Origin of the sequence: Aquidulcibacter paucihalophilus (genome assembly GCF_002105465.1) — a bacterium.
Classification (GTDB): domain Bacteria; phylum Pseudomonadota; class Alphaproteobacteria; order Caulobacterales; family Aquidulcibacteraceae; genus Aquidulcibacter; species Aquidulcibacter paucihalophilus.
The window spans coordinates 1-26,420 of record NZ_NCSQ01000152.1; the positions used below are offsets into that span (position 1 = coordinate 1).

General features: G+C 56.0%; 23 protein-coding genes. 7 read left to right on the forward strand and 16 right to left on the reverse strand.

What is annotated here, in order from left to right; genetic code table 11:
* Positions 1-178: 178 nt before the first annotated feature.
* Positions 179-1,369: an acyl-CoA dehydrogenase family protein gene (locus tag B7364_RS10425; RefSeq protein ID WP_085339970.1), complete on the reverse strand. Its 1,191-nt coding sequence runs from the start codon at positions 1,367-1,369 to the stop codon at positions 179-181.
* Positions 1,370-1,656: 287 nt separating this feature from the next.
* On the opposite strand from B7364_RS10425, the gene B7364_RS10430 reads away from it, so the two are divergent.
* Positions 1,657-2,787 (forward strand): acyltransferase family protein, encoded by a 1,131-nt coding sequence (locus tag B7364_RS10430; protein ID WP_085339971.1) that lies wholly within the window; start codon positions 1,657-1,659, stop codon positions 2,785-2,787.
* 16 nt (positions 2,788-2,803) lie between these two features.
* Here B7364_RS10430 and dxs read toward each other — a convergent pair whose 3' ends face one another.
* The 6 genes from dxs to B7364_RS10460 all read right to left on the reverse strand — a co-directional run bounded on the left by dxs (position 2,804) and on the right by B7364_RS10460 (position 8,563).
* Complete coding sequence (dxs, locus tag B7364_RS10435) at positions 2,804-4,723, reverse strand: 1-deoxy-D-xylulose-5-phosphate synthase (RefSeq protein WP_085339972.1); 1,920 nt, start codon at positions 4,721-4,723, stop codon at positions 2,804-2,806.
* A gap of 64 nt (positions 4,724-4,787) precedes the next feature.
* The gene (locus tag B7364_RS10440) at positions 4,788-5,684 is read right to left on the reverse strand and encodes a polyprenyl synthetase family protein (protein ID WP_085339973.1); all 897 of its coding nucleotides are present in this window, start codon (positions 5,682-5,684) and stop codon (positions 4,788-4,790) included.
* An 11-nt stretch (positions 5,685-5,695) separates the two neighbouring features.
* A complete protein-coding gene (locus tag B7364_RS10445; RefSeq protein ID WP_085339974.1) occupies positions 5,696-5,950 on the reverse strand; it encodes an exodeoxyribonuclease VII small subunit in 255 nt (84 codons plus the stop codon).
* Between the two features lie 66 nt (positions 5,951-6,016).
* Complete coding sequence (locus tag B7364_RS10450; RefSeq protein WP_232780878.1) at positions 6,017-6,676, reverse strand: histidine phosphatase family protein; 660 nt, start codon at positions 6,674-6,676, stop codon at positions 6,017-6,019.
* Positions 6,669-7,625, reverse strand: a complete 957-nt coding sequence (locus tag B7364_RS10455) for a histone deacetylase family protein (RefSeq protein ID WP_085339975.1) — start codon at positions 7,623-7,625, stop codon at positions 6,669-6,671. The genes B7364_RS10450 and B7364_RS10455 overlap by 8 nt, the downstream gene beginning before the upstream one ends.
* Positions 7,626-7,684: 59 nt before the next feature.
* On the reverse strand, positions 7,685-8,563 hold the full coding sequence (locus tag B7364_RS10460) for a glycerophosphodiester phosphodiesterase (RefSeq protein ID WP_085339976.1): 879 nt from the start codon (positions 8,561-8,563) through the stop codon (positions 7,685-7,687).
* Positions 8,564-8,701: 138 nt separating this feature from the next.
* Between B7364_RS10460 and B7364_RS10465 the strand changes: the two genes are divergently transcribed.
* On the forward strand, positions 8,702-9,613 hold the full coding sequence (locus B7364_RS10465; RefSeq protein WP_085339977.1) for an aldo/keto reductase: 912 nt from the start codon (positions 8,702-8,704) through the stop codon (positions 9,611-9,613).
* Positions 9,614-9,619: 6 nt separating this feature from the next.
* Here the strand turns inward: B7364_RS10465 and B7364_RS10470 are convergent, their stop codons facing one another.
* Both B7364_RS10470 and B7364_RS10475 read right to left on the reverse strand, forming a co-directional pair.
* The gene (locus B7364_RS10470; RefSeq protein ID WP_198534196.1) at positions 9,620-10,450 is read right to left on the reverse strand and encodes a division plane positioning ATPase MipZ; all 831 of its coding nucleotides are present in this window, start codon (positions 10,448-10,450) and stop codon (positions 9,620-9,622) included.
* Between the two features lie 114 nt (positions 10,451-10,564).
* A complete protein-coding gene (locus tag B7364_RS10475; RefSeq protein WP_085339978.1) occupies positions 10,565-11,584 on the reverse strand; it encodes a hypothetical protein in 1,020 nt (339 codons plus the stop codon).
* Between the two features lie 109 nt (positions 11,585-11,693).
* Between B7364_RS10475 and panC the strand changes: the two genes are divergently transcribed.
* Positions 11,694-12,542, forward strand: a complete 849-nt coding sequence (panC, locus tag B7364_RS10480; protein ID WP_085339979.1) for a pantoate--beta-alanine ligase — start codon at positions 11,694-11,696, stop codon at positions 12,540-12,542.
* Positions 12,543-12,544: 2 nt separating this feature from the next.
* Here panC and B7364_RS10485 read toward each other — a convergent pair whose 3' ends face one another.
* The 7 genes from B7364_RS10485 to B7364_RS10515 all read right to left on the reverse strand — a co-directional run bounded on the left by B7364_RS10485 (position 12,545) and on the right by B7364_RS10515 (position 20,446).
* Positions 12,545-12,979: a DUF1489 family protein gene (locus B7364_RS10485; protein WP_085339980.1), complete on the reverse strand. Its 435-nt coding sequence runs from the start codon at positions 12,977-12,979 to the stop codon at positions 12,545-12,547.
* Positions 12,980-13,024: 45 nt separating this feature from the next.
* The gene (locus tag B7364_RS10490; protein WP_085339981.1) at positions 13,025-13,918 is read right to left on the reverse strand and encodes a sterol desaturase family protein; all 894 of its coding nucleotides are present in this window, start codon (positions 13,916-13,918) and stop codon (positions 13,025-13,027) included.
* Positions 13,915-14,322: a hypothetical protein gene (locus B7364_RS10495; protein WP_085339982.1), complete on the reverse strand. Its 408-nt coding sequence runs from the start codon at positions 14,320-14,322 to the stop codon at positions 13,915-13,917. The genes B7364_RS10490 and B7364_RS10495 overlap by 4 nt, the downstream gene beginning before the upstream one ends.
* The gene (locus B7364_RS10500; RefSeq protein ID WP_085339983.1) at positions 14,319-16,346 is read right to left on the reverse strand and encodes an acetyl/propionyl/methylcrotonyl-CoA carboxylase subunit alpha; all 2,028 of its coding nucleotides are present in this window, start codon (positions 16,344-16,346) and stop codon (positions 14,319-14,321) included. The genes B7364_RS10495 and B7364_RS10500 overlap by 4 nt, the downstream gene beginning before the upstream one ends.
* Before the next feature lie 228 nt (positions 16,347-16,574).
* On the reverse strand, positions 16,575-17,948 hold the full coding sequence (locus B7364_RS10505; protein WP_157893639.1) for a DUF3667 domain-containing protein: 1,374 nt from the start codon (positions 17,946-17,948) through the stop codon (positions 16,575-16,577).
* A gap of 64 nt (positions 17,949-18,012) precedes the next feature.
* Positions 18,013-18,825, reverse strand: a complete 813-nt coding sequence (locus B7364_RS10510) for an enoyl-CoA hydratase-related protein (protein WP_085339985.1) — start codon at positions 18,823-18,825, stop codon at positions 18,013-18,015.
* 16 nt (positions 18,826-18,841) lie between these two features.
* On the reverse strand, positions 18,842-20,446 hold the full coding sequence (locus tag B7364_RS10515; protein WP_269798777.1) for a carboxyl transferase domain-containing protein: 1,605 nt from the start codon (positions 20,444-20,446) through the stop codon (positions 18,842-18,844).
* A 184-nt stretch (positions 20,447-20,630) separates the two neighbouring features.
* Between B7364_RS10515 and B7364_RS10520 the strand changes: the two genes are divergently transcribed.
* The 4 genes from B7364_RS10520 (at position 20,631) to B7364_RS10535 (ending at position 26,256) form a co-directional block, all read left to right on the forward strand.
* Positions 20,631-21,290 carry a hypothetical protein gene (locus B7364_RS10520; RefSeq protein ID WP_085339986.1) on the forward strand — a complete coding sequence of 220 codons (660 nt, stop codon included), beginning with the start codon at positions 20,631-20,633 and terminating at the stop codon, positions 21,288-21,290.
* Between the two features lie 60 nt (positions 21,291-21,350).
* Positions 21,351-23,090 (forward strand): patatin-like phospholipase family protein, encoded by a 1,740-nt coding sequence (locus B7364_RS10525; RefSeq protein ID WP_085339987.1) that lies wholly within the window; start codon positions 21,351-21,353, stop codon positions 23,088-23,090.
* A gap of 123 nt (positions 23,091-23,213) precedes the next feature.
* Complete coding sequence (locus tag B7364_RS10530) at positions 23,214-23,987, forward strand: hypothetical protein (protein ID WP_157893640.1); 774 nt, start codon at positions 23,214-23,216, stop codon at positions 23,985-23,987.
* Positions 23,988-24,117: 130 nt separating this feature from the next.
* Complete coding sequence (locus B7364_RS10535; RefSeq protein WP_085339989.1) at positions 24,118-26,256, forward strand: M3 family metallopeptidase; 2,139 nt, start codon at positions 24,118-24,120, stop codon at positions 26,254-26,256.
* Positions 26,257-26,420 lie beyond the last annotated feature (164 nt).

The following is a 26,420-nucleotide window of genomic DNA, read 5'->3' on the forward strand; positions in this document are numbered from 1 at the left end:
CGCCCTAAGCCACGCCGTGGCCCTCGCCGAATGGATACGAAGAATCCGAGCCCAAGACCGCTGCGACTGAATTGGTGCATTCCTGATGGAACGCATTACACCCAGCGAGGAGGCAACTCACCGAACAAAAAGGCCAGAGCCGAGGCTCTGGCCTTTGGTCGATAACATACGGAAAAGCCTAAAGCCCCAATACCATCTTGGCGATGATGTTGCGCTGGATTTCGTTTGACCCGCCATAAATCGAAGTCTTGCGCATGTTGAAATAGTTTGGTGCGGTCCAATGCGCATAATCGGGGCCAACGGCCATATTGTCGCCATCGCCGCGGAAACCGCGCACATAGGGGGCGGCATAATTACCAACCGCTTCCATGGCCAGCTCCGTCAAGCGTTGCTGAATTTCGGTCCCCTTGATCTTCAGGATAGAGGATTCAGGGCCGGGGCCCTTGCCTGCTTGCTCGCGCGCCAAAGTGCGCAATTCGGTGATTTCCAACGTGGTCAGATCGATTTCCAGCTCAGCGATCTTGCGTGAGAATTCTGGATCTTCAATCAGGCTGGCCCCGTCCATCGTTTCTGCACGGGCCAATTCCTTCAGGCGCTTGACGCCAACTTTAGAGCGGGCAACGCCGGCAATGCCCGACCGCTCGTGCGCCAACAGGAATTTCGCGCACGTCCAGCCCATGTTCTCTTGGCCAACCAGATTGGCGACAGGCACGCGGACATTTTCAAGCCACACTTCATTGACTTCATGGCCGCCATCAATGGTGATGATGGGGCGGACCGTGATGCCGGGTGTCTTCATGTCGATCAGCAAGAAAGAGATGCCTTCCTGTGGCTTGCCGTCATGCTTGGTGCGTACCAAGAAGAAGCCCCAATCGGCATGCTGGGCCAATGTCGTCCAAGTCTTTTGACCATTGACGATGTAATAGTCGCCATCGCGCTCTGCCTTGGTTTTGAGGCTGGCAAGGTCAGAGCCCGAACCGGGTTCAGAATAACCCTGGCACCACCATTCCTCACCCTTCAGGATGGGGGGCAAGAAGCGGTCCTTCTGCTCCTGAGTCCCGAATGTATAGATCACCGGGCCGACCATATTGATGCCGAACGGCAGGATAGGCACCGTCTGAGCGCGAGCAAGTTCTTCACCGAAGATATAGCGCTGCGTCGGGCCCCAACCGGGACCGCCATACTGGGTTGGCCACGCCGGAGCCGACCAACCCCGAGCCCCCAAAATGCGGTGCCATTCGAGGAAGTCTTCTTTTCCCATATCGTCGCGGTCAGCAAAGGCCCGCAAACGCGCTGGGTAGTTTTCTTCGATGAAGGTGCGAATTTCGTTGCGAAAGGCAATATCTTCATCGGTAAAAGCAAGATTCATTGGACGCTCCCGTTTAGCGCATCCTTCTCGCCGGATGCTGCCGCTTGGAGAAGATCATAGTGCGAAGTGCGGTGGGATCAAGCACAATTCGCCTTGAACCGCATGACCTTAACGCAAACGTCAGCTTGTAACCCAAGCCAAAGGCAACTGCATCGCGAAAACGTGACCCTATCGACAGGGCAAAGCCAGCTGTGCCACCTTTCTGTAGCCAGCATTCTATGCGACCTAGGCCACCTACCCGTGGATACTCTGTATCGTTCAACCTGACTTTTTGAGACTTCTCGCCTATGTCTTTGCCCGCTAATCGCCTCATTTCACTGGATGTTTTTCGCGGTGCGATTATCGGTGCGATGGTCTTAGTCAATAATCCGGGAACTTGGAGCGCCATCTATCCGCCCTTGGAACATGCGGCTTGGCATGGCTGGACCTTTACCGACACCATCTTCCCCTTTTTCATCTTCATTATGGGGATTGCCATTCCCATTGCGCTGGAACGACGGCGCGCGGCAGGCCAAGCAGGCTTGGACCTCTATCTACAATTGGCGCGGCGCACCGCGGCACTCTTTGGCTTGGGTTTGTTTCTGGCCCTTTTCCCCTTTTACAATTGGATGAAGGGGGAGTGGATCCAGATTAGCGACATGCGGATCATGGGCGTATTGCAGCGCTTGGCCTTATGCTTCTTCTTCGCTTCGGTCCTATTCTTATGGCTGCGGCCGCGCGGACTGTTGATTGCGGCCTTTGTGCTGCTTTTGGGCTATTGGGGCTTGATGATCTGGGGCGGACGCGGCGATCTGAGCCCCGAGGGCAATTTTTCCGGTCTGATTGATCGCTTGGTTTTGGGCCCACATATGTGGAAAGGCTCCCCCCATTATGATCCCGAAGGCCTGCTTTCCACCCTGCCCTCGATCGCGACCTGTTTGTTTGGGGTTTTGACGGGGCAGTTAATCCAGTCGCCGAAGTCCAATGACGCCAAAGTGGCAGAGATGTTGGTATGGGGTTTTGTGCTCTTGACGCTGGGGTGGATGTGGGGCGGCCTGTTCCCGATTAACAAACCGATTTGGACCTCGTCCTATGCAGTCTTTATGTCGGGCATGGCGATGTGTGTTTTAGGTGTGTGCTATTGGTTGATCGACATTAAGGGCAGCACGTGGTGGACCAAGCCCTTTGTGATTTTTGGCGTCAATGCGCTGGCGCTTTTTGTCGGCTCTGGCATGTTGGGGCGGGTCTTGAACATGGTGCCTGGAAGCACCGCGCCAGACGGCAAGCTCATCTCGCTCAAAGTCACGATTTATGAGGGCGTGTTTGCGCCTTTGGCGAGCCCTATGAATGCTTCACTTCTGTTTGCCATCTGCTTCATTGGCCTATGGTTGTTCTTGATGTGGCTCCTTTACCGGAAGAACATCTTCATCAAGGTCTAAGCGTCGTGGACGGGCCTTAGGCCCGCAGCCCACCATCGCTAACTTTGGCCTCACGCCCTAAAGCCTGTAGCACCGCCTGTACGATCCCCTCGGCATCCAGACCTGCCAGGCGATATTGCAATTCTGGCTTATCATGATCCTGGAAAATGTCGGGCAGAGTCAGGGTCCGCACTTTCAGCCCGCGATCCAGTAGGCCATCGCCTGCAAGGAAGTGCAGCACAAAGGCCCCAAAGCCACCCACGGCGCCTTCTTCAATCGTGATCAGCACTTCATGGTGGCGCGCCAATTGCCGGATCAGATCATGATCAAGCGGTTTTGCAAAGCGGGCATCGGCAACTGTTGTTGGCAGACCCATGGCAGCAAGTTGTTCTGCCGCCATTAAGCTTTCGCTTAAACGGGTGCCAAAGGATAGGATGGCCACGGCGCCGCCTTCGCGGACGATGCGCCCTTTGCCGATCTCTAACGGCGTCAGAATGTGGGGAATTTCTACACCAACCCCCTCGCCGCGTGGGTAGCGGAAGGCGCTGGGGCGATCATCAATGGCTGCGGCCGTGGCCGTCATTAGCGCCAGCTCTGCCTCATCGGCAGCCGCCATCAACACCATGCCGGGTAAAGCCCCCATAAAGCCAATATCAAAACTGCCGGCATGGGTTTGACCATCCGCGCCCACAAGCCCTGCCCGGTCCATCGCAAAGCGCACGGGCAAAGATTGTATCGCCACATCATGGACAACTTGGTCATAGCCGCGCTGCAGGAAGGTGGAATAGATGGCGGCAAAAGGCTTCATGCCATCCGCTGCAAGGCCTGCAGCAAAGGTCACCGCATGCTGCTCAGCAATCCCCACATCATAGGTGCGGGCAGGAAACGCTTTGCCAAACACATCAAGGCCCGTGCCCGAAGGCATAGCTGCGGTAATGGCGACAATCCTATTATCGGCTTCCGCCAGCTTCACCAAAGCGTCTGCAAACACACGTGTATAGCTGGGTGCATTTGGTTTGGCCTTGGCTTGTTCGCCTGTCACGACATTGAATTTGACCACGCCATGATATTTGTCGTCAGCAGCTTCGGCAGGCAGATAGCCCTTACCCTTTTGGGTTACGACATGAACCAGAACCGGCCGGTCCTCGATCTTCTTGGCGTTTTCCAGCACATGGACCAAGGCTTCTAAGTCATGCCCATCTATGGGGCCGACATAATAAAAGCCGAGTTCTTCGAAGAAAGTACCCCCTGTTGCCATGCCGCGGGCAAATTCTTCGGCCTTACGGGCGGCTTCTTGCAGGGGCTTTGGAAACACCGACGCGGCCTGTTTGCCAACTTTGCGTAAGGTGCGGTAGCCAGTCCCGGACACAAGACGGGCCAGATAATGGCTCATCCCCCCCACAGGTGGGGCAATCGACATATCATTGTCATTCAAAATGACGATCAGACGCTTGCTGGTTTCAGCCGCCTTATTCATCGCCTCATAGGCCATGCCTGCCGTGATCGAGCCATCACCAATCACAGCGACGACATTATTGTCGCCCCCTTGCAAATCCCGGCTTGCACAAAAGCCCAAGGCTGCAGAGATAGAGGTAGCCGCATGGGCGGTACCAAAGGGATCATAGGCGCTCTCGGTCCGTTTGGTAAAACCAGACAACCCCCCGCCTTGGCGCAAGGTGCGAATGCGGTCCCGTCGTCCAGTCAAAATCTTATGTGGATAGGCCTGATGGCCTACATCCCAGATGAGAATATCCTTGGGCGTGTCCAACACATGGTGCAAAGCAACGGTCAGTTCCACCACACCAAGCCCAGCCCCCAAATGACCGCCAGTAACCGAGACCGCATCAATGGTTTCTTGGCGCAATTCATCAGCGACTTCGCGCAATTCACCAATATTGAGGCCTTTGAGGTCTTTGGGAGATTTGATCTTGTCGAGAGCAGGTGTGAGAGGCGGCATCTGTTTCTATTCTTATATGTTCAAACAGAGCGACTTAGCTCTATTCTAGTCTGTGATATCAGGCTTATGCACGACGTTGTGTAATCGTGTCGATGATTTGGTTCAGATAATGCGCGCGTGCCCCAAACATCTGTAAATGGGCCCGAGCTTGATCTGCCAATAAAGTAACCCGCTGTTTGGCGCCATCAAGGCCTAAAAGGCTCACAAATGTGGCTTTTCCTTTACCCGCGTCTTTACCAACGGCTTTGCCGACTTCCTCAGTACTGCCTTCAGCGTCCAAGATGTCATCGGTAATTTGAAAAGCAAGGCCGAGATCATGGGCATAGGCCGAAAGCGCATGCTTGGCCTCATCACTGGCGCGGCCCATCAAAGCGCCCACTTCGACGGCATAGGTGATCAACATACCGGTCTTGAGGCGCTGCATCCGGGTTACGGCGGCAATATCATCGCCTAATTCCTCTGCGATCATATCCATCATCTGACCGCCCACCATGCCCCGTGCGCCAGCAGCTTCAGCCAATCGAGCCACCAAAGCAATACGAATATTGGGGTCTGCGTGGGTCTGGGGATCGGCCAAAATCTCAAAGGCGATCGTCAAAAGCGCGTCACCCGCCAAAATCGCGGTCGCTTCATCATAAGCAATATGGACGGTGGGCCGTCCACGGCGCAAATCATCATCATCCATGCACGGCAAGTCATCATGGATCAAAGAATAGGTGTGGATGCACTCCAGCGCGGCTGCGACACGCAATAAACACCGTTCATCAACGCCAAATAGCCTGCCTGTTTCCAAAACCAAAAAGGGACGCAGCCGCTTGCCCCCTCCCAAAGCCGCATAGCGCATCGCGCTCATCAAACGGGCTTCTGGGCCTTGCACACGCGGAATCAACGTATCTAAAGCCACCGTGATGCGATCAGCTGTTTCTTCGAGACGTTTTTCGAGATCGACCGCCAGGTCCATGCCCCTAGACCTTATCCAATGCGTGCAGCTTCAAGGCTAACACCTTGTGGGCTTTCAACAATTTGATCAACCCGCATCTGGGCACGTTTCAGGCGATCTTCGCAATGGGCCTTGAGAAGTGCCCCGCGCTCATAGAGGCTGATCGATTCCTCCAAGCTTGCTTGGCCGGATTCCAGTTTCGCCACGAGAGACTCAAGCTCCTCAAGCGCAGCCTCAAAACTTAAGTCTGCAATCGTTGCCTGCATGGATTCTGGTTCAACCGACATTACGACATCCCTCTATCGATTTCTTCCTAGACTGTGCGACACTGATGGGCAACGAGGCAAGAGGATTTAATGCGGCTTGGGTCGATAGACGCGGTGCGACCAGTGAGAGTCGCGACCGTCATACACACAAACCCAACCCCGGGCCAATAAATGCGGCCGCATCATCCGGTTAAACCAGCCATGGGCCAAGAGCCCAACACTGCCAGATCTCTCTGCTTCTGCGATCAACCATTCAGCGGCCCGTTGGGCACGAAGTTCGGCCTCTTGACGGCTTTCTTGGCCCCGATGATTGCCAAAGAACCAAGTGATGCGCGAGATCACCCCCCAAAATCGCGGACGGAACAGGATGAAATCGGGTAAGGCTGGCGGTGGCAGGGGCGCCTCAACAAACAGGGGATCGACAATCAGCTCGCGCCCTGGCGCTGCCATCGCGGCCGTCTCTAAGGCGCGACGCAGGGTTGAGGAGACAATCGTTTTGCACGCTTGCAAGGCTTGGATCAGGCCGTTGGGTACGATTTGGCCTTCGGCCAAGCCACCGGCATCATATTGCGCCCACCAATCGAGATATTGGTCCGCATTGATCCAGATGTGCCGATTGAGTGCGGGCCTTCCATGACGCGCAATCACGATCATCGGCGTATCACTCGATGCCACAGGCGGCGCAGGGCGTGGGGCCACGCGCGAATCGGCCTGTGATCCGAGATCATCCAATTTGGTTTCAAACACCCGCTAATCCGCCCCCAGAGCGTGTTTTGTAAGTTTGTAAAGTCTGCACATGCGCCAAAACCGATGCAGCTAATGCCTGCAAGTGGTAGCCGCCCTCAAGAGTCGATACAAGTTTTCCCTGTGAAACGTCCAGTAATCGTTCAGTGACCCAGCGATAATCATCTGTTTCAAGGTTCAGACCCGCCAAGGGGTCAAGGCGATGCCCATCAAAACCAGCCGATACGATCAGGATTTCTGGCTTAAAGTCGATCAAGGCGGGCAAGATCTTGCTTTCCACTTCAGCCCGCCACGCCGCACTGGCTGTGGCTGCCGGGACTGGGACATTGACCAGATTACCCGCTGCGCGCTCGTCAGCAAAACCAGAGCCCGGATAGATGCCGCCTTGATGGATGGAGGCATAGAAAAACTCTGGGTCGCGTTCGGCCAATTCTTGGCTGCCATTGCCGTGGTGAACATCGAAATCCACAACCGCCACCCGCTTTAGGCCATAGGTTTCGCGCGCATAAAGGGCAGCAATTGCGGCTGAGTTCCAAATGCAAAAGCCCATGGGTTTAGCTGCTTCGGCGTGATGGCCAGGCGGCCTAGTCGCACAAAATGCCCGATCAAACGCCCCCGTCATCAGCCCATCTACCCCGGCAATGACAGCGCCTACGGCGCGCTGGGCTGCCTCAATCGAGCCAGCCGACACATAGGTGTCTGGATCCAGCTGATAGCTGCGGGCATTTGCTGCGGGCTCTAGGCCGATGATTTCTTCAATTCGAGCCAAGGGATGTACCCGAGCAATATCTTCAATCTGTCCAAGCGGCGCTTGAATGCGGATCAGATCGGGGCAAGCGGTCTCATTCAAGGCTTCGAGCACGACACGCAAACGCTCGGGCGATTCAGGATGACCAGCGGGCGGACGGTGCTCAAAACAGGCCATATGGGTGATAAGGGCGGTCTTTTCCATCAAGATTTATCCCTAACTTGCGTGTCAGAAGCCGTCGCTAGCACAAGTCCGGTCTATTTCTAAGTGCGCGGGGAGGCCCAAGCTTTTTGGAAGCGATCCACATAATCGGTCATGATGCCATCCGCATTGGCTTCAATCAGCAGGCGCATCTCTTGGGGATTATTGATCGTCCAATAGTGGACTTTGATCCCGCGTGCCTTAGCCGTCTCGACAAAATGGCGGTTGGTCAAATCAAAGCCCGCTGCATGGGTGGGAATCTGGAGGGCTACTCCGGGTGAGTGAACAAAGCGCGACAGGCGCAGATGAGAGGCAATCAAAAATAGACGGACCTCCCCCATCGAATATGCCGTGGCAACGTTTGGGCATGCCTTACGGAAGGTTCTCATCGCCCCATCATGAAACGAGGCCACAATCACGCGATTGGTTTCGTCAAACCCGCTGATCAATTGGCAAAGGCGGGTACTGGCCGCCTCATTGTCATTTTTGATTTCAATGACCCAGCGCCGACCCGGAAATTGCTGAAACGCCTGTTCCAGACGAGCGATCTTGATGCCTTTGCCACGAAAGGACTGGCCATTGATGACGGTATGATAGCCAGAATCAGCCTGTTGCAACTCTGCCCAGGTCTTGGCGGCAATCGGGCCCTTCATGTCGGTAATGCGGTCTAACGTATCGTCATGATGCAAAACTAAGACGCCATCCTTGGTCAGTTGCAGATCGATTTCAAGCACATCGGCTCCCATCTCGTCGGCAAGCTTTAGGGCTTCCAGCGTGTCGGGCGGTGCGTGGCCTTGACCACCCCCATGGGCGATATTTTCCACTGCACCTGGCCGAATATCCGCAAAATAAGGGTGGCTAACAGGGGGCGGCGCTGGCCACGCCATCACAGCCACAAGAGGAATTGCCAGTGCTGCAAGCCAAATCGATCGTTTGCGCATTGAAAACCTCCCCTTCACGGCGCGTGTGCGCACCTCACCTTATGCAGACTGTGACATGGCATGGCTAGCGAGGCTGTTGCAAGTTGGGCTAGAACACCCACCCTATCCTTTCCGCTTCACCTGAAAGAAAAAGAGTTTATGTCCTCCATCGATCCAACCCATCTGCGCCGCCTCGGCAAAAGCGATTTGATGATTACGAGCCTCGGCTGGGGCATGTGGCGTTTTGCTGGTATCGAGGTGAAGGCTGCACAAAAACTTGTGGAATCGGTCTTTGAAGCGGGGATCAATTTTTTCGACACCGCCGACATTTACGGCTTCAAAAACCCACAGGAGGGATTTGGCGATGCTGAAGCCCTCTTGGGTGAGGTCTTTAAGCAAGCCCCTGGTTTGCGCTCAAAAATGGTTTTGGCCAGCAAGGGCGGCATTATCCCGCCGACCCCCTATAATTCGAGCTATGACTATTTGGTCAAAGCGTGTGAGGCCTCGCTGCGCCGCCTCCATTGCGACTATCTCGACCTGTGGCAGATTCATCGTCCAGACCTTTTGACCCATCCCGCTGAAATCGCCCGCGCGGTGGATCATCTGATCCAAGCCGGCAAAATCCGCACTTTCGGTATCTCCAATTATACGGTCGCGCAAACCCGGGCATTGGCTGCCCACCTCGACACCGATATCGTGTCGTTCCAGCCTGAATTCTCGTCCCTCGCGCTCGATGCCATGACCGACGGGACATTAGACCTTGCGATGGAGATTGGTGCCTCGGTTTTGGCTTGGTCGCCTTTGGGCGGTGGCCGCTTGGCTAAGGATGGCGATGATGCCCGCACCAAAGCGGTGATCGCAGCCCTCGACCATGTTGCTGCAGCGCATGGGGTCTCGCGCACGTCGGTGGCTTACGCGTGGGTGGCTGCCCATCCAAGTCAGCCGATTGCTTTGGTCGGTACCCAAAATCCAACGCGTATCCTAGAGACCCGCGAAGTGGCCAAAATCCGTTTGACGCCCGACGAATGGTATCAGATTTTGGTGGCCTCGCGCGGTGCACCCATGCCGTAAGGCAGATTAAAAGCCAATCGCCGATTGGCCCTCAATCTTTGGCAGCTTGAGGGCCAGCATCAGATCGCGCAACTCTTGACGCGCGGCCACATGGCTGAGGGTAAAGGAGGCTGAGGCCCCTTCATCGGTGAGGTCCAAGAGCGTCAGGCCAGCGGTAAACATTTCCCGATAAATCACGCGTTCTGACAAGCCCGGGGCAACGCGGAAGCCAATGCGTTGGGCCAAAGCCGCCAAAGCATCGCCCACACGGCGCTTGTTTTTGGCGTCTAGCGGCGACAAGCGATTGCGCATCAAAACCCAATCAATCGGCTTACCTTTGGCGGCAGCTTTGAGTTTCCGCGCTTCCCATACCATCTCGGCATAGACGCTGGGTTTTCCGACATCGCCCGTGACTGGGTCGATTTCGGCCAACAAATCGAAATCGATAAAGCTGTCGTTTAAGGGCGTTACCAAGGTATCCGCACAAGCATGAGCTGCGCGCGAGGCAGGCGTATCCGCACCGGGGGCATCAACGATCACAATATCATGGCTCGCCCGCATCTGCGCGATCAGAGCTTGGGTGGCAGCAACTTCTTCCGCTTCGGCCTGATCGCGGCGCTCGGCTGAGGCCTTGGTCAAAAAGAAGAAGTCGGGCGTGGGAAGGTCTGCGTCATTAGATTTGGACCAGCGCGCCCTGTTTTCGAAATAGCGCTCAAAAGTGCGCTGCCGGCGGTCGAGATCAAGGGCGGCAACCTTCAACCCCGAGATGGCACAAGCCACGGCAATATGAACCGACAAGGTCGACTTGCCTGCCCCGCCCTTTTCATTTCCCACGACAATGACGTGACCCAAAACCATTACTCCCCGTCTTGACGCCCTCTTCCGTAGGACCCAGATGTGGGGTGTTTTCGCGAGTTTCGCAGGCCTTGCCAATTGGCAAGCGCAGCAGCCAAACGCCTAAAAACTTGTGGACTATTTTGTGGGCCGCTTTGCCCGCTTGGCGATGACTTGCTGGGGCGGTGGCTTTGGCCCCTTTTCTTCTTCCTCAACCCAATCAGTCGGCGGAGGAAGACGTTGACCAAGAGCTTCAGGGCCTTGCTGAAGGCTGCTGCCCGTAACCAGCGCTGTCGGGCGCGATTGGGCTTCGGGTCTACCAGAAGCGCCGGGCCAAATGGGTCTGGCGCGGAAAGGCCTGCCTGCCGCGTCGACTTCAACGCGCGGGGTCGGCATGGGGTTGAGGGCGGTGTCCGCCGCGGGTTCTGCCAAAGTGGAAAGACGTTTGGACAATTCTCGCAATTCGCTTTCCGCAGGATTGACCCACTCAGGATCATGGGCAGACGCGCGGCTTAAATCAGCAGACACGCGCGCCAAGACCTGTTCAATCGGCTCATCCTTGTCGCCCCGATCTACCCAAGGCAAGGAATCAGCCAAGGCCTCTGGAATATCGGTCACCACAGACTTCTTTGTATCGCGCCAGATACGTTTGAAGGGTCCTGCAGGTTTCTCGCGCTTGGCTTCCACACGTGGTTTTGCTGCGGGTGAAGCAGCGGGTGCAGCAGCAGGTGTTGCATGAGGCTGCACCCATGGAGGGGGTGGCGCGGGAACGCTGGCTGGGGTTGTTTCTGGCGGCAGGGCCAGTGGTACGGCCTGCATCGAGACAAAAGCGGGCTTGGGCAAGGGTGGTGCCGGGGTGCCGCGGAACATCACGATAGGAAGAATTGGACCACTGGCAGCCGATGGAGCCGGTGGGGTTGGCTTGGCCGGTTTAGCGGCGGGTTCGGCGGCTTTGACGGGCTGAGGTGCCGCACAGACGCATGCTTCTGCCGCGGGCTGTGGGGCAGGCTTTGACGTTGAACTGAGCGGCACATACGGGCTTGTTGCCAGTGCCCCGGCCGATTGCGCGAGCGCGCTCGTCCCCAGACCAAAGACGGCAAATACCCCACAAATCTGGGCAGCGGATGATAAGATCAAAGCGCGAAAAGATTGGTTCATGTCAAAAACCCTAGCGCGACGTGGTAAAGAGGGGTTTAAGGCGGCTTCACGCTGCTCTTGGAAGCTGCAGACCCGAAATCGTCGTTAAGTCATTGTTTTGGAGAGAGTCATGGCGTCCTTGTCGATTGTACGCACCCGAGCGGACTTGCGTGCCTTAGTCTCCACTTTGCGGCAGGACGGCAAAAAGATCGCCCTTGTACCCACGATGGGGGCACTTCATGCGGGCCATTTGGCCTTAATCGAGCAAGCCAAGGCCGCCGCCGATGGTGTGATCGCCTCGATTTTCGTCAATCCCACGCAGTTTGCGCCACATGAGGATTTAGCGCGCTACCCGCGCCAAGAAGCAGCCGATATCGCCCAACTCCAAGCCATTGGCTGCGATGGCCTGTATGCACCCCCCGTCCAAGAACTCTACCCAGAAGGCTTTCAGACGCGGGTGGTACCCGGGGCTGTCGCGGCCCGATTAGAAGGGGCATTTCGGCCCCACTTCTTTGGCGGTGTTGCCACGGTTGTTGCCAAGCTTTTCTTACAAGTCGATCCCGATGTCGCCGTCTTTGGCGAGAAGGATTGGCAGCAATTACAAGTTATTTCCACCATGGTGCGGGATCTGGATTTGGGTGTCGAGATCTTGCCTGCCCCCACCCATCGCGAAGCCGATGGCCTCGCTCTCTCCTCGCGCAATGCCTATCTTTCAGAGGCGGAACGCGCGATTGCGCCCACGCTGAAACAGGCGCTTGATCAGGTGGCGGGCGCCCTAAAACGCGCGCCAGAAACCTTGGCCACTGTCATTGATCAGGCAAAGGCAGAGCTGATCGCATCAGGGTTCCACTCAATCGATTATCTCGAAGCCTGCCATAGCCAGACCTTAGAGCCGTGGCAGCCTGGTGACCCTGCCCGTATTTTGGCGGCCGCATGGCTGGGCAAAACCCGCCTGATCGACAATCGCGGACTGGACTGAGGCTACCACGCGCCCAAATCAAGTAATTCCTTGCGTAAGGGCTCTGGCAAATCTTCCCCGCAAGACACTTGGGTCAAATCAGGCGGAGCATCCTTGGGCAATAGATAGCGCCAGCCTTGGAAAGCCGCGCGGCGCTGGGGCGCGGTTTGAACGTGGAAATGCTTCAAGACAATTTCACAGCGCGAGCGCCCATCTGCTTCCTCGAGCGTCACAATGTCTTCGATTTCCTGGCGCACGAGGATTTGCCCCTTAATCACCCAATAAAGCGATCCGCCATTGAGGACTTCATCGCGCCGCTTGGGCGACATGCGTGTGTCACACACGGGACGCGGGTCGAGGCCGAGGCTAAGGCGGGTAAAAGCCTGATGGTCATGCCAGTCCGTCAAGTCTTGGATCGTGTGCGCGCCAACGCAGAGTTTGATGATGTGAAGTGCCATAAGCCAGCATTTATGCTAATTCTCGCAGAAGAACAGGGCCTCCAATCAGGGATTTTCTTCCCGCTGTTTGGCCCGCCACGCGGCCTTTAACGTCGCGCTGGTAGGCCGTGACCCATCGGGGCTCCATCCAGGTGGACCAAAGGCGAAGTTTAAGCGGTCTCGCCAGCTTTTAGCGTGGAGCACATCGCGCACCATGCCGACCCACTCATGAAAGGCAATACGAAACGGGTTGAAGGTGTGGATGTTGGAAACCACGCCATAAATCGGCTTATCGGCCTTGGTTTCTTCCACAAAGGTCCCAAACATCCGGTCCCAAATGATCAGGACCCCAGCATAATTGGAGTCGAGATAGCGTGGGTTGGTAGCATGGTGGACGCGGTGGTGGCTGGGCGTATTCAAGACCCATTCCAAAGGTCCCATTCGGTCAATCGCTTCGGTATGTATCCAGAATTGATAGACGAGACTAAGGCCCGAGAAAAAGGCAATCATGGCTGGCGGAAAACCGATCCAAGCCATGGGCAGCCAAAAGATAAAGGTGGCACCAATCGAGCCGGTCCAAGTCTGGCGCAGCGCGGTCGACAAGTTATAGTGCTGCGACGTGTGGTGGACGACATGGCTGGCCCAGAACCAGCGCCGTTCATGGCTGATGCGATGGAACCAATAATAGGACAAATCTTCCAAAAGGAAGCACACCACGAAGGCCCAAGCGGCATAGCCAATATCAAACAAGCGATAGTGATGCACAAAGGCGATCACGGACACAGCAATCCCACCCGTCAAGAGCTTGGCAAGCGTATTTCCAAAACCCATGGTCATACTGGCCGCGGCATCCTTGGCTTCATAGGTGACATCGCCATGATGGCGTGCGCGCACCATTTCGGCGACAACCAAAACCCCAAACAGCGGGATGGCCCAAGTGACAGGATCGGGTAGCGTCATGGGGAAACACCTCGTCCTAAGCTGGTGAGCGCCCGTTGAATAGCGCTCGGGTCGGCGTGGATATGGACTGGTTCAAAGCCAAAATCTGGAAAAGAGACATAAAGGCGATCTTCAGCAATCACCATGATTTTCGCCTGATCCAAGCTGCGCACCAGAAGTTTATCGCCAAAAACGAGGGCGACATAGCCGGTCTGGCCAAGCCCATAAGCTAAGGCAGCACGTTGGTTGCGAGACATCAAAATTGTGAAATCGCCGTCAAGCCCAGTAGAGGCGCGGACCGCATCTTGAACCTCATCGCCATTCTTAAAGCGCCGATCCACGCTGAGGCCCAAGCGGAACCCAACATACGCCAATAACGCAGTCCCCGCCGCGGCCATCAAAACCGTCAATAGCGCCCCGTTCAAGTCACCGCCTCTTGGGCGACCAAACGGATCAAGACGTCCGCAGCCTTAACTTGACGACCTTCTTGGACAAACGTTTCAGCGATCACCCCATCGCGGCTGGCGGTTAGGGCATGCTCCATCTTCATGGCTTCCAAGACCACCAGAACCTGGCCCTTTTTCACGGTCTGGCCGGCTTGTGCGTGGATCGTGGCAATTTTGCCAGGCAAGGGTGCCGTGATCTCGTCACTGGCTTCCAAGCTATCAGCACTCGCCTCCGCGGCAGGATAAGAATAGCGCCACACTTCACCGCGCTCGACAAGGCTTGCCCCCGCGCGATCAACGAACAAGGTCGCAGCAATATCGCCACGTGCTTCTGCTTTCGGGCCAGCACTTTCGGCAATCAAAATCGTCCAATCCTTTGCCTTGCCATAGGCATGGATCAGGCGGCGCGGCACCACGGCGTGATCACCTCTATAGCCTGCGCTTAATTGCACCTCATCGCTGTGCAATTCAACTGAAACCCGTCGATCTTCAATTTGGAACCCAACCGCCAGATGAGAAGGCGCATTGAGGCGCCATCCGTCGGGGACGTCGAAGGGCGATGCCCCCTCTGGCACTTCAAGCTCACGAGCCACTTGCACCCCGATTGCGGCCAGCCCCAAACGCCGTGCGGCCAAGGCATCGGGCTTCAGCAATGCCAAACCCTCATCCTCCAATAAACCGGTATGGACGCCGCCTTGGGCAAAAGAAGACAGAGGACAGAGACGCGCCAAATAGCCAATATTGGTTGAAATGCCGGTCACGACCCGCGCTTCTAAATGGGCCTGCAACCGGGCCAAGGCCTGCGCGCGATCTGCTCCATGGGCAATGGCTTTTTCCACCAGTGAGTCATAGGCATCGGGGAAAATATCCCCAATCTCATAGCCAGAATCGACGCGAATAGCCCCATCATCAGGCAGGCCCGCAACAACACCCGATGAAGGTAAAAACCCCTTAGCAGGGTCTTCGGCAACAATCCGGGCCTCGATTGCGGCCCCCTTCAAGTGGATTTGGTCCTGGGTCAGGGGCAAATTTTCCCCAGCCGCAACCCGCAATTGCCACTCGACCAAGTCCAGACCTAAAACGGCCTCGGTCACAGGATGCTCCACTTGCAACCGCGTGTTCATTTCAAGGAACCAAAAGCCGTCCGGGCGTAAAGGGCCTGTCCCATCGGCGACAAACTCCACGGTTCCTGCATTTGAATAATTGACCGCTTTAGCGATTTTGAGCGCTGCTTGCGTTAGACTTTCACGAACCGCTTCAGTCATGCCGGGCGCTGGGGCCTCTTCAATCAGCTTTTGCCGCCGACGTTGGATCGAACAGTCGCGTTCATACAAATGGACCAAATTGCCATGCTGGTCGCCAAAGACTTGTACTTCGATGTGGCGCGGCCGCAGAACCAAACGCTCCAGCATCACGCGATCATCACCAAAAGAGGCCGCCGCTTCCCGTCGGGCGGAATCAAGGGCTGGACCAAAAGCCACACCATCCTCAACCACGCGGATCCCGCGGCCGCCGCCACCTGCTACGGCTTTGATCAATAGAGGAAAGCCGATCTTTTCAGCCTCGGCCTTCAGACGCTCTGGGTCTTGGTCCAAATCCCAATAGCCGGGCAAAACGGGTGCGCCTACTTCAACCGCAATAGCTTTGGCCCGATCCTTCAAGCCCATGTCGCGGATGGCATCGGGGCGCGGACCGACAAAGGCGATTCCCGCCGCCGCACAGCTTTCGGCAAATTCGGCATTTTCCGATAAAAAACCGTAGCCTGGGTGGATTGCCTCAGCGCTAAACTCACGCGCTGCCTTCAGGATTAGATCAGCGCGCAGATAAGAATCCTTGGCGGCGGCAGGGCCAAGACGCACCGCATGATCGGCAAATCGGACATGTTTTGCGCCCTTATCTGCATCCGAATAGACCGCAATTGTTTTGATCCCCATGCGTCGAGCCGTGTTGATGACACGGCAAGCGATCTCGCCCCGATTGGCGATCAACAAGCTTTTAAACACGCCCTGTTCCCTTAACCCTGGTTTCTCGTGCCCTCCTAGTCCCGCCAAGGACCAAGAAACGCAGCTTTCTTGTCAGAAGAAGTGCCTTCGGTCGCGATGGCTTGGTGCCACCGTCCCCTGACAGGCCCTCCAGTGTGACCCCCATACTGAGGGCCTGCACCCGGCATCATCGCCGGGGACTCACCCTGCCAACTTCAGTCACGCCTGTGCACCGGTCAAGCCTTGTGGTCAGCCCACTGCCCCCAGGACGATTATGGCCACGAAAAACAGAGCGAGAGCAACCGGCGCAAACATGGCTCCGAAGACAGCTGTTCGCCACCCTGCCCCTATCCAACCAAGATTATAGGCACCTTTGAAATGGAAATAGAGATGGATGATCACCGCGCCGAAAATCCAACCGCCATGATCCGACCAACTGATCCAATGCGACGATAGTGCCAAGGCCAGAAACAGGAAGGACATAAAAGACAAAGAATACAACGCAAAAACGGCGTGATCATAAAGCGTCACGTCTCTTTTCCAGAATAACAATAGCCATATGAAAGGCAGACTGATGGGAATAAGCAGGAACGAAAACTTGTAGACAGTGTTCTGAAGCTTGTAGAGAAACAATTCTGGGTTCTGAAGTTTATGGTGCAGCTTTTCGTTGAGTTCCGGCCAAGGCGACTCGATCCGAACATCTGATTTGAGAAAATTGGCAAAATCAGTCTGAAAATCAGTCCCAGTTGCCGTCTCAGTGCCCGATTGGATTTGGGCGGTTGCCGGTACATTCGCCTCCACCAGTTTGATAGCTGCATCAATGGCCGCAATTGCCACTTGATCACCCCCTGCAACCGCTTCATCGCGTTCCTTACGCAGGTCGGCGAGCTGTTGGGCGCGCTTGGCTGCTTGGGCCTTTTCATCAGCATCTGTGGCAATCGGCTGTGTTTGTGCCTTGGCAGAGGTGACCGCTTGGGTGAGGTCGGCGTCGGCTTGATTAAGGCGCGCTTGAAGCGTTTGGACGGCCTTTGTCTGTGAAGCAACTTCTGCTTCGGCCAGCTTCACATCAACCGGGTCTTGATCTGCTTTTGGTTTGGCCTTGATTGCGGCAAGGGCGGCTTGGGACGTTGCTAAATCGGCTTGCCCCTCTTTGAGGTCGGTCGCCACATCCGCTTTATGCTCCCGCGCTGCATCGACGCGTTCTGCCGGGGTGCTGTTATTCTGCTTCACAAAGCCTGGCCCCCCGACCAAAGCGAACACCAGAAACATCGAGAATACCGACGCCAAGAACATTGAGAACGGCGGCACATAGCGGCTGCGATGACCCATGACATAATTGCGCGTCATTGTGCCTGGCCGAAACACCAGCATGGGAAGTGACCGCCAAGTCTTGGAATCGAAATGGGTTATGCCATGCACCACTTCTTCGAGAACATGTAAGAAAGATCGGTGCACATGCGCTGACTGGCCGCAAGCGTGACAATAATCCCCGGTCAAAGGCGTGTCGCAATTCTTGCAAGGCGTACCCACCAGACGGGTATCGTGATGGTTTTTCCCGCGCTTTGGCGTCCCAGTTACCAACGGGCCTGCATTTTCAAGATTGAGGTCTATCACACTATCCATCGCACCATCCATCAGTAACAGATGTGTTATGTTTGGCGGCGCGGTGGCGGACGGTCAAGCCATATCAGGACCCTTTTGCCCAATTTGGTGCGCGTTTTTCAAGGAAGGCGGCAAGTCCTTCTTGACCTTCAGGACTGGCGCGGCGCGTGGCAATGCGTCGAGCGGTTTCGTTTGCCAACACCGCATTCACTGGCTTACCAGCTACATCCTTCACCAGCAATTTGGCATCGGCAACGGCACCTGGTGCGGCAGCAAAGGCTAAATCCGCCAGCCGCTCCTCGCGCTTGGCAAGATCATCAAGATCTGCCGCAATTTCTTGGATGAGGCCCATTTCATAGGCCCGCGCCGCGTCAAACGGCATTGCCGTGGCAAACATGGCGCGCGCCTGGCGCGGCCCGATCGCCTCGATCACGAAGGGGGAAATGGTGGCCGGGATCAGACCAAGCCTGACTTCGGTAAAGCAGAACCGGCTTCCCGCCACCGCAATGGCATAATCGCACGCCGCAACCAAGCCAGCGCCACCGCCAAACGCACCGCCGTGAACGAGTGCCACCGTGAGCTGGGGTAAATCATGCAGCGCTTGCAGCATATGCGCCAAAGCACGAGCATCGGCCTCATTATCATCAAAATCATGACGGGCCTGACGCTGCATCCAGTCGAGGTCAGCCCCCGCACAAAAGGTTGTGCCTGTGCCTCTGATGAAAACCACACGGATCCCGTCTGACACCCGAATGGTCTCAAAGACATCCATCAAGGCAGCGATGGTGATCTCATCAAAGGCGTTTTTCTTCTCCGGGCGATTGAGGGTGACCATCGCCGTCCCATCTGGCGAGATTTGCAGAAGAACGGGGTCGGCACCTTGATCGGTATCTGCCATGATGATCTCTCTCCTTTTACATCCGAAACACGCCGAAGCGGGGCGGTCCTATGGGGGCGCCAGCGACGCTGGCAAGCGACATGGAAACGACGCGCCGGGTTTGGGCGGGGTCAATAATGCCATCATCCCACAAACGCGCAGTCGAATAAAACGGATCGCCCTCTTCCTCATATTTTTGCCGGATTGGGCTTTTGAAAGCCTCTTCTTCCTCGGCAGACCAAGCCCCACCTTTGGATTCGATATTATCGCGACGCAGCGTTGCCAAAACGCTAGCCGCCTGCTCGCCACCCATCACACTGGTGCGCGCATTGGGCCACATCCATAAAAAGCGCGGCGAATACGAGCGGCCGCACATGGCATAATTGCCAGCGCCATAAGAGCCGCCAATCACGACCGTCAGCTTCGGCACATTGGCGCAAGCAACTGCTGTCACCATTTTTGCGCCATCCTTGGCGATGCCCCCGGCCTCATAATCCATACCCACCATAAAGCCCGAGATATTTTGCAAGAAGAGCAGCGGGATTTTGCGTTGACACGCAAGTTCTATGAAATGCGCACCCTTTTGCGCGCTTTCTGAGAAGAGAACGCCATTATTGGCAATAATGGCCACGGGCCATCCATCAATATGGGCAAAGCCCGTTACCAGCGTTTCGCCATAGAGCTTCTTGAACTCATGAAATTCAGATCCATCGACCAAACGGGCAATGACTTCGCGCACATCATAGGGGGTGCGGACATCATCCGGGATAATGCCGTAAAGTTCGCTTTCGTCTTCTAACGGTGGGCGGGGTGCCACACGGCGTATGTGGCTTTCTGGATCGTCCAAGGTCGCCACACATTGCCGCGCCAATTCCAGTGCATGGGCATCAGAGACCGCATAATGATCCGCCACGCCAGACTTGCGGGCATGCACATCAGCCCCACCCAATTCTTCTGCCGTAACCGTTTCCCCGGTTGCCGCTTTTACCAAAGGTGGGCCGCCCAGAAAGATCGTGCCTTGTTTACGTACAATGATGGTCTCATCACTCATCGCCGGAACATAAGCGCCCCCAGCGGTACAAGAGCCCATTACAACCGCGATTTGGGCGATGCCACGCGCGCTCATCGTGGCTTGATTGAAGAAGATACGGCCAAAATTATCGCGGTCGGGGAACACTTCTGCCTGATGGGGCAGATTGGCACCGCCGGAATCGACCAGATAGATGCAGGGCAAGCGGTTTTCCATCGCCACTTCTTGAGCGCGCACATGCTTCTTCACCGTCATCGGATAATAGGTGCCACCTTTGACGGTCGGGTCATTACAGACGATCATCGCCGGACGCCCACAGACATGGCCAATCCCGGTAATCAGGCCAGCGCCGGGAATATCTTCACCATACAGGCCTTTAGCGGCTAAAGCTGATAATTCCAAAAACGGGCTGCCAGGATCCAACACTGCCTCAACCCGGGCACGGGGCAGGAGTTTTCCGCGACTTTCATGGCGTTGGCGCGCCTCTTCTGACCCGCCACGCGCTGCCTGTTGGGTTTCATGCATCAAATGCGCAACAAGGCCCGCCATCTTATCGTGATTGCGCGCGAAGGCCACAGAAGATGTATCGATTCGACTGGTCAACCGGCTCAAAAGACCCTCCACAGGCAGATTACGTCGCCCCGTCGCGGGCGTTGACACTCGTTTAACAGGCTTCTGTCACAATGCGATAGACATAGGCTCACATCGAGCCGGTGCTGCATGCTGCTGGTGAGGCCAGTTCCGTCTTGAGGCGTCGCGTCATCGACCAGTGTTTAGAACGAATGAGGACCATCCTATGAAGACCATCACCAAAGCTGTTTCCATTGTTGCCTTAATGAGCGCTCTGTCACCGGTATGTGCGTCTGCGATGGAGCCAGCTTGGGTTGGCTTGCGCGGCGGAAGCAATGGCGTTGGGGGTGAAGTCGGACTGCGCATCTTACCAACCGTGGTTATTCGCGGCGTGGGCCAAGGCTATGATTATGGCTATGATCAGACCATTGATGGCATCGCCTATGACGGCTCGTTGAAGCTGGGCTCTTATGGCTTGCAAGCCGATTTCCGCCCGCCGGTTGTCCCCTTTTACCTGACGGCTGGCGTCTTTGCCAATGACAATCAGTTTGACTTGGTCGCCACCCCAGCCAGCAATGTTGTGATCGGCAATACCTCTTATACCCCAGCCCAAGTCGGCACCTTGAACACCAAAGCGACCTTCAATGATGTTGCCTATTTCTTAGGAGCTGGCCTGAAGTTTGATGTAGGGCCGCTTGAAACCGCGCTTGAAGCCGGCGTCTATTATCAAGGCGATCCGAAAGTCGACTATACGTCAACCGGCCTTTTGGCGTCCAATCCATCCTTTCAAGCCGATCTGGCCATTGAAAGTGCAAAAATCGTAGATGAATTAGACGCAGCACGTTATTGGCCCATGGTAACCCTGATGGGCCGCTACAAATTCTAATCCACCAAGGAGAGCCGCCATGAAGCACAGGATGAACTTGTTTCATGGCGGTTATTTCCAATGATCCCCTTTGATTTTGCCGCAATTCCCTTTTTGCGTGACGCTGGGCCGGCAGCGATCAAGGATGTTGAAAAATCTGCCATTTGGTATTCCTTGCCCGGCGGTTGGCCGCTCTTTCTGGAAAGCGAGCCTGCCGATACACTCTGGTTTGTCCGCTCAGGTTCCTTAGGCGCGTTTCGCCGTGGCACGGACGGCACCAATGAATTTATTGGTCACATCCGCCAAGGTGAGCCCGTGGGCGAAATGGCGCTTGTCGCAGGTGAGCCCCATAGCGCCTCGGTCTTTGCTCTGCGCGATACCGAGCTTTTGGCCCTCGATCGCGCGGCCTTTAACCGCCTGATCCGTCGCCACCCGCAATTGATGCAGAACTTGGCCCGGACCATGCTGTTTCGGTCCCGACAAAACCGCCGCCGCAATCCCCGCTCTGACCCCCGCGTGTTTGGCCTGTTGGCAGCCTCTCCCTCCATCGACATCCTAAAGCGCGCCCATGCCTTGAAAGAGGCGCTCGCCAAATTGGGCAAGCGCGCCATTGTTGTCGGGCCTGAAGCAGTCACCCAAACGGCGACTTGGTTTGACGAGATTGAAAGTTGGAACGACATCGTCCTTTTGGCGGCCGATTTAGGCGATGGGGGCTGGGCCAAGCTTTGTTTGCGCCAAGCCGACAGGCTCTGGGTCTTTGGTCGGGCGGATACGCCCCCGCCGGAGATGATCTTACCACCAGGATCTTCCCCTGCCCGTCAATTCCAACTGGTCGATACCATTTTGATCGCGCCGCAAGACCGTGCTGTGGTCGATGTCAAAGGCTCGTATGCCAAAGCTTGGAATGCTGCAGCCCAAAGCCAGCGCTTGTTCCATTGGCGGCAAGATCAGCCGCAAGACGTTATGATGTTGGCGCGCATTTTGTCCGGCACTTCGGTTGGCCTGGTCTTAGGCGGCGGTGGCGCGCGCGCATATGCTCATATTGGCGTGGTCCGCGCCCTGCGCGAGACTGGCGTCTCCTTTGATTTTGTTGGCGGCACCTCCATGGGCGGGGTCATCGCAGCCTGTGTGGCGCTTGGTTGGGATGATGGCGAGATTGAACGACGCATTTGGGACAGTTTTGTCAAAGACAATCCCTTGAATGATTATGTCTTGCCCGTTGTTGCCATGACATCGGGGGCTAAAGTTGACCAAAGACTCATCAAAAACTTCGGCGACATCCAGATTGAGGATATGCCGCGCTCTTTCTACTGCCTGTCGACCAACTTGACCTTGGGCATGCCCAAGCTGCACCGCAGCGGGATGTTACGCGACGCGTTGCGCGCCTCGATCGCGTTACCGGGTATTTTGCCCCCTGTGGTGTCGGGCGATGACATTTTGGTGGACGGGGCGGTTTTGGATAATTTCCCCATCAATTCCATGATCGACCTGCATCGCGGGCCTAATATTGGGGTCGATGTCACCCGGCAACGGGCGCTGAACCCCGACGAATTTCGCAAACCGGAATCGTTTTTTAGCTGGATTACCCGCCACGGCTTTCACGCCGCCCCACCCATTGCCGAATTGCTGATGCGGTCGGCTACGGCGACCTTGGACCCAACCAAATCGCGTGACCGGGTTGATTTATTGATTGTGCCCGATATGGCAGGCATCCAATTGCGCGACTGGAAGGCCTTTGATGCGGCGGTAGAAACCGGCTATCGCGCGGCTACGCGGGCCATTCAAAATGCCCCGAATGCCCTGAAACCACTTCTTGGTTAAGACTTACGGCAGGGGCAGGGCAAATTAGGCCCAGTTTCTTCTGAGATTGTGCGCTTCTTGCCTATTTTCTGCCGCAACCAACCGCTAAAGCGCTTAACCACGTTTCAAAACAAGGGATTTGATGTGCGACTGATTGTGGCTTCCGGTGCGGCTTTGGCTTTGGTCGTAACGTTTGGACTGGGCGTTGTAGTTGGAAAATTTGTGTTGTCGCCAAACCAGCCTCTGGCAAGTGCCCCAACCAATGCCATTATGGGCCCGGTGGGCCTCGACAATCCATTGGCAGACCCCGATGCTGTTCTATCCACGGATCCGAGTGTAACGGCAGTGGCCCCGCCCCCCGTGCCAGTTCCGCCCACAATAGGACCAAATGAAGTAGTGATCCCCACGCCCGGCCCCTTGGTGAATGGGATCGGCCCCCGTGCCGAGTCGGATGCGGCAATGGCAGCGGGCAGCCCGGTGTCGCAATGCGACTTAAAGGTCAGCCAATCTATTGCCATTCGAAACTGGAAAGCCCCAGACCGCGTGACCATTATGGCGACCGGGTCAGAATGTTCCTCAGGCAGTATTCGCGTCACCTTAGAAACCAGCGAAGGCCGCGCGCTTTATACGCTCCAAGCCCCTGCCCGCGACTTTGGCATTCCCGCAACCGCCAGCGCGGATCAGATACGCGACCGACTGACCACCCTTCTTCCCGGCAATGCCATCAAATCATCGGCCTATCCGGCCTGGCCCGAGGGCACAGAAAGCCCAACGCGGAGCGAATTCACCCGCGAAACCTATGAGGCCATTCGCCAAGCCGATGCTCCGGTTGTTTGCCTCAAACTCCCAACCTCTGCGCAGCGTTGCGTGGCACAAGACCCAAAGTCTGGCCAATTGCGGGTTTTCGCGCGCGGCTAAGGTCTGATCACGTTTCCGTGATTAAATTTCAGTCATAATTGCGTTGAGCGCGTGCATCCACGCACAGTTTAGCCCATCCCTATGCGCAACAACCCCAGTGGTTTCTTGTGTGGTAAAGGATATATAGACGATGGAACGTAGGGATTTCTTGGCGGGGAGTGTCGCAACTTTGACTTTGACCACGGGCTCGGCAGCCTTGGCTGCAACAGCAAAATCGAAAGCATCCGCGCGGATAAACCCGCTTTTGGCTCCATGGGATACGCCTTGGGGCGTGCCGCCCTTTGCGGAAATCAAGACCAGCGACTTTGAACCCGCGATCGACATAGGTATGGCGCGGGGTCGGGCTGAAATTGACGTTATCTCTGCCGCCAAGGGCCCAGCTACTTTTGAGACCGTGATCGTCCCGATGGAAAAGGCTGGGCAAGACCTCAACCGTGCGACGACCGTCTTTTACAATCTGACCGGCATGTTGAGCACGCCCCCTCTGCAAAAGATTGAGGGTAAGCTGTCAGAGAAATTGTCGGCCCATGCGAGCGCCATCAACCAAGACCCCAAGATTTTTGCCCGTGTGAAAGCTGCCTATGAAAGCCGCGCGGCGCAAAATCTGACAGGGCCCCAAACTAAGCTGTTGGAAGACACCTATGCGGGCTTTGTCCGCAGCGGGGCTTTACTCAATCCCGCACAAAAAAAGCGTGTGGCCGAAATTGATGCGCGCCTGTCTGCCCTACAAGTTCAGTTCGGCCAGAATGTGCTGGCCAGCCAATCAGGCTTTGCCTTACCCTTAAAGACCAAAGAAGACCTTGCCGGCCTGTCTGACAGTTTCATCGCTGCAGCTGCAGCAGAGGCCAAAGAGCGCAAGATTGATGCGCTGGGCGTGGTCACCTTATCGCGTTCAAGTTTTGAGCCTTTCTTGACCATGTCGACCCGGCGAGATTTGCGCGAAGCCGTGCAAAAGGGCTGGATGGCGGTAAGCGGCACGGCCGGCAAGAATGACAATCGCCCCTTGATCCCTGAAATCATCAATCTGCGCAATGAAAAGGCCAAGCTTTTGGGCTTTAAGTCGTTCGCGCATTTCCAGCTCGACAACAAAATGGCCAAAACGCCCGAAGCCGCAATGGACATGATGCTCGGCGTATGGGCGGCATCTCTGGCCACCGCGAAGCGCGAACGCGCCATGCTGCAAGAATTGGCTGCCGCCGATGGCCTGGAAGGCCCACTCAAGTCGTGGGATTGGTGGTATTATGCCGAAAAGGTCCGTAAAGCCAAATATGATGTCGATGAATCTGAGACCAAACCCTATTTCGAACTGAACAATATGATTGAGGCCATCCATTGGCACGCCAATCATCTGTTTGGCATCTCGTTTAAAAAGATCACGGGCGTGCCGACCTGGCATCCTGATGTGGTGGTTTATGAAGTGTCGGATGCCGCAGGTAAGCCCATGGCCTTGTGGTATGGCGATTTCTTTGCCCGCCAGACCAAGCAATCAGGCGCTTGGATGAGCAGTTTCCGCGATCAACAGCGCCTGATTGGCGACATCAAGCCTGTTGTGTTCAATGTGTGTAATTATACAAAGGCCCCGGCAGGTCAGCCCAATCTGTTGAGCCTCGATGACGTCACCACCTTGTTCCATGAGTTTGGCCATGCGCTTCACGGCATGCTGTCGGAAGTGACCTATCCCAGCCAATCTGGCACCAATGTTAAGCGCGACTTTGTCGAATTCCCCAGCCAATTGATGGAGCATTGGGTCACAACGCCAGAAATCTTGACGCGTTTTGCCAAGCATCATGCAACCGGCGACGTCATCCCCCGCGCGCTGGTGGACAAAATCATTGCAGCGAAAAACTTCAACCAAGGCTGGGCAACCAGTGAATTCATGATGGCGGCCATCATGGATATGAAAATGCACATGATCGAAGGCCCAGCTCCGACGAATGTGGATGCGTGGGAAGAAGACATCCTTTCCAGCATTGGCTCCATCCCCGAAATCGTCGTGCGCTATCGCCCCGGCTATTTCAAACACACGTTTGAAGGCGGGTATGCAGCGGGCTATTACAGCTATATTTGGGCTGCCGTCCTGGAATGCGACGCCTTCCAAGCCTTTGTAGAAGCAGGAAATGTCTATGATCCTGTGACTTCGAAGAAGTTGAAAGACTTCATCTTTGCCAGCGGTGGCCAAGCCGACCCGATGGAAAATTATGTCGCCTTCCGAGGTCGGGCCCCGGGCGTAGAAGCGCTGTTGCAGGATCGCGAGCTAACGGTCGGCTAGGGTGCTTTTCTGCTGACCGTCACCACTGTCAGGCAGAAGGGGGTTAGCGGCTTACCTGATCTTACGCCACAAAGTACCCTGAGGTGCCCGCTTGCCACTTCCTTCCGGCGGGCAGGACATTGTGGGGGCGGGGAGAGTTTTTTGTCTAGAAGCGCTTTGGTGAC